Source organism: Verminephrobacter aporrectodeae subsp. tuberculatae At4 (assembly GCF_000193225.1).
Taxonomy (GTDB): domain Bacteria; phylum Pseudomonadota; class Gammaproteobacteria; order Burkholderiales; family Burkholderiaceae_C; genus Acidovorax; species Acidovorax aporrectodeae.
This window is the reverse complement of record NZ_AFAL01000459.1, coordinates 1-3,775: the sequence shown is the minus strand read 5'-3', so window position 1 is coordinate 3,775 and position 3,775 is coordinate 1. Positions and strand designations below refer to the sequence as shown.

2 protein-coding genes are annotated in these 3,775 nt (G+C 66.1%); both read left to right on the top strand.

The features are described from left to right. Positions 1 to 4 precede the first annotated feature (4 nt). On the top strand, positions 5 to 154 hold the full coding sequence (locus VTU_RS35550; protein WP_322835863.1) for a choice-of-anchor U domain-containing protein: 150 nt from the start codon (positions 5 to 7) through the stop codon (positions 152 to 154). A gap of 289 nt (positions 155 to 443) precedes the next feature. After that, positions 444 to 3,203 carry a SwmB domain-containing protein gene (locus VTU_RS0114905; RefSeq protein WP_010105534.1) on the top strand — a complete coding sequence of 920 codons (2,760 nt, stop codon included), beginning with the start codon at positions 444 to 446 and terminating at the stop codon, positions 3,201 to 3,203. Positions 3,204 to 3,775 lie beyond the last annotated feature (572 nt).

Here is a 3,775-nt window from a genome sequence, read left to right as displayed (position 1 = left end):
GCGGCTGCGGCTGGACTTCACGATCACCGACGGCGGAGCGTTCGACGCCGACGGCCAAGCCAACGGCAGCATCACCGCGCCCGGCGCCGCAGCGCAGATGGCCTTGTCCATCGTGGGCCAGGCGCCGGACGCGGCGGGCGGCCTCTGGTTCTGACGGTGCCGCGCGGGGCCTGGACAGCGGCTGCCCAAGCCTGTCCGCCCCGGCGGACGGCTTGAACCCGAAGGGGCTCCCGGGTTGGCGCCGCATTCGCCGGCATGGTGTGGGCACATGGTCGCCTGCGCGAGGCGGCCGAGCGCGAAGGGCACCGGGGCAACAGATGCATCGTCGGACCGTGTTTAAATATGCGCCATTTTGTTAGGCGGGTGTCCTGTGGAGTCAATTCCACGCAGTGAGCACGCCAAATACGTATCCGTACATCACCCCCTTCTTGAAAGGAAACATCATGGCTGTTAATTCCGTCAAAATTTGGGCCCAGGGACACACGTCCGACCGCAATGGATACGTTCTGCGCATTGTGGCCGGCGATACGGTCGAGAATTTCCTGGCGACCAGGGTGCATTTCGAGTTCAACGAAGCGCCCCTGGCGTCGAGTTTCAGCCTCTCCGACTGCACCATTCCGAAGAATACCTACTGGTCCACCGAGTCCGACGAAGGATTGACGCAGGACCCCGACAATCCCAAGCACTACTACGCCTTCCTGATAGCGAACAAGAACGTGGAGAGCACCGGTGAATACGTCTCCCTGGACCTTGCCAAGGTGACAGATGCCGCCGGCAATCGGGGCTCAGGGACCTTCCATTCCGAAGGGGTGTTTACCATCGACACCGTCCCGCCCACGCTCAGCGCGCCCACGCTCGGCAGCGCCACGGTCAACGGCGACCAGTTGGTGCTCACGTACGTCGAAGGAACCACCCTGGACGGGGCCGCACTGACGGACAACGCAGGCTTTACGGTCAGCAACACCGCAGGCACGGCCATTACCGTGCGCAGCGCCGTGGTGAACGCAACGGCCAAGACCGTCACGCTCACGCTGAGCCGCGCCGTGACCCAGGCTGAGACGGTGAAAGTCAGCTACACCAAACCCACATCCGGCGCCGTGATACAGGACGCAGTCGGCAACGACGCAGTGAGCTTCAGTGACCAGGCCGTGACCAACAACACGCCCGCGCCAGCAGACACCACGCCCCCGGTGATCAACACCGCCACGGTCAACGGCGACCAGCTGGTGCTCACGTACACCGAAACCAACACCCTGGACCCGGCAGCGCTCGCGGGCAACGCGGGCTTTGCGGTCAGCACCACCCCGGGCACCGCCATTACCGTGCGCAGCGCCGTGGTGAGCGCAGCGGACAAGACCGTCACCCTCACGCTCAGCCGCGCCGTCACCAGCGTGGAGACGGTGAGCGTCAGCTACACCAAACCCGAATCCGGCGCCGTGGTGCAGGACGCTGCCGGCAACGACGCAGTGGACTTCAGCAGCCGGACTGTCATCAACAACACACCACCCGACACCACACCCCCGGCGATCCACAGCGCCACGGTCACCGACGACCAGCTGGTGCTCACTTACACCGAAGCGGGCACCCTGGACCCGGCAGCGCTCGCGGACAACGCAGGCTTTACGGTCAGCAGCACCCCGGGCACCGCCATTACCGTGCGCAGCGCCGTGGTGAACGCAACGGACAAGACCGTCACCCTCACGCTCAGCCGCGCCGTCACCAGCGTGGAGACGGTCACCGTCAGCTACACCAAACCCACATCCGGCGCCGTGGTGCGGGACGCTGTCGGCAACGACGCTGTGGACTTCAGCAGCCGGACTGTCATCAACAACACACCACCCGACACCACACCCCCGGTGTTCCACAGCGCCACGGTCACCGGCGACCAGCTGGTGCTCACGTACACCGAAGCGGGCACCCTGGACCCGGCAGCGCTCGCGGGCAGCGCAGGCTTTGCGGTCAGCAGCACCCCGGGCACGGCCATTCCCGTGCGCAGCGCCGTGGTGAACGGGGCGGCCAAGACCGTCACCCTGACGCTGAGCCGCGCCGTAACCAGCGTGGAGACGGTGAAGCTCAGCTACACCAAGCCCGCATCCGGCGCCGTGGTGCAGGACGCTGCGGGCAACGACGCAGTGAACTTCAGCGACCAGGAGGTGACGAACAACACGCCCGCGCAAAAAGCAGACACCGCGGCCCCGCTGTTCATCGACGCCTCGGTCAACGGCAACCAGCTGGAGCTCCACTACGCCGATGCAAACCACCTGAACGCAAACTACACCGCGCCCGCATCGGCGTTTGCGCTGAGCAGTCCCGGCGCTGCGGCCATCAGCGTGAGCGACGTTGCCATCATGGGCAAGACCGTCACGCTGACGCTGAGCCGCGCCGTGGCCAACGGCGAGAAGCTCACGCTCAGCTACACCAAGCCGGCGACCGGCGACGACGCGATACAGGACGCGGCCGGCAACGCCGCGGCGGACTTGCGCAACGAGGCCGTGAACAACTTCACGCCCGCGCCCGCACCGGCGCCCGGACCCGCGCCCGGACCCGGACCCGGACCCGCGCCCGCACCCACACCGGAACACGACCCCGGCGCACCCAATGCGGACCACGACGGCGTGCCCGACGCGCAGGAAAATCAGGCCATCGGCCCCAGGGGCTCCGCCACCGGCGACGGCAACAACGACGGCATCCAGGACAGCACGCAGGCCGCAGTCACTTCCTTCAGCGCCAAGACCAGCAGCGGTTCCGGCACCTCGGTGACCCTGGTCGCAGACAGCCAGGGCGGCAAGGTCCCCTTGGGCAGCACCACCCGCATCACCAGCCTGGAGCAAAAGGCAGCGCCCGCCCAAACGCCCAAGGCGCTGGAGACGCCCATCGCGCTGACGAGCTTCAAGGCCACGCTGGAGACCGCCGGCAGCACCGAGACCTTCAGCCTGTACGTGGACCCGAAGATCGGCGCCAACGGCTACTGGCTGCAAGACCACGGCGGCACCTGGGTGAACCTGGCGAGCAGCCCTTACGGCGGCAAGATGGTGGACGAGGGCGGGCGGCTGCGGCTGGACTTCACGATCACCGACGGCGGAGCGTTCGACGCCGACGGCCAGGCCAACGGCAGCATCACCGCGCCCGGCGCCGCAGCGCAGATGCCGCTGTCCATCGTGGGCCAGGCGTCGGACGTGGCGCATGGCGGGTTCTGGTTCTGAGGGCCTTGGGGTCGGCCTGCCCGGCAGTCCCGGGTCAAGACCCACCCCATGATTCCGCTGCGATCCCCATGGCGCAAGCCATGGGGATCGCGCCCCGCTTGCCAGCGGGTGCTCAATGATTCCGTAGCTGCCCGTTTATTGGGGATTTTCGCCATAAAAATGGATCTGGTTACCTGGCAGGCATAAATCTCACCGTTTGTCACTTTATGATACGTGACATGCGAAACCTGCCTGCCCCTGCACGCGCCTGCCAACTCAGCGGAAGGCGGGGTTTGCTGCACATGCCGAAGGCCGACCTTCTGAAGAGGTCGTTGTGCCACGCGGCCACCCCCCTGCCTGCTACCGGGAGGCCCCACCGTGGCGGCCTGCCCGCACCAATCCCCATAAAGCCAGGCCAAGCACCGGCTTTTCTCCGGGGCTGCGCATGGGGCAAGGCAAACCACCGAATCTGACCCCAGGGGACAGATACCCCCGTTCCATCCAGCACCCACCCACCAATAAAGGAATTCGATGACACACACCACAAACCTCACTGCCGTGATCACGATCAGCGACAACAAACTGGGCATTGG

What these genes read in the sequence shown, in the direction of transcription:
- VTU_RS0114905 (WP_010105534.1), top strand. Translation starts at nt 444, where the DNA reads ATGGCTGTTAATTCCGTCAAAATTTGGGCCCAGGGACACACGTCCGAC.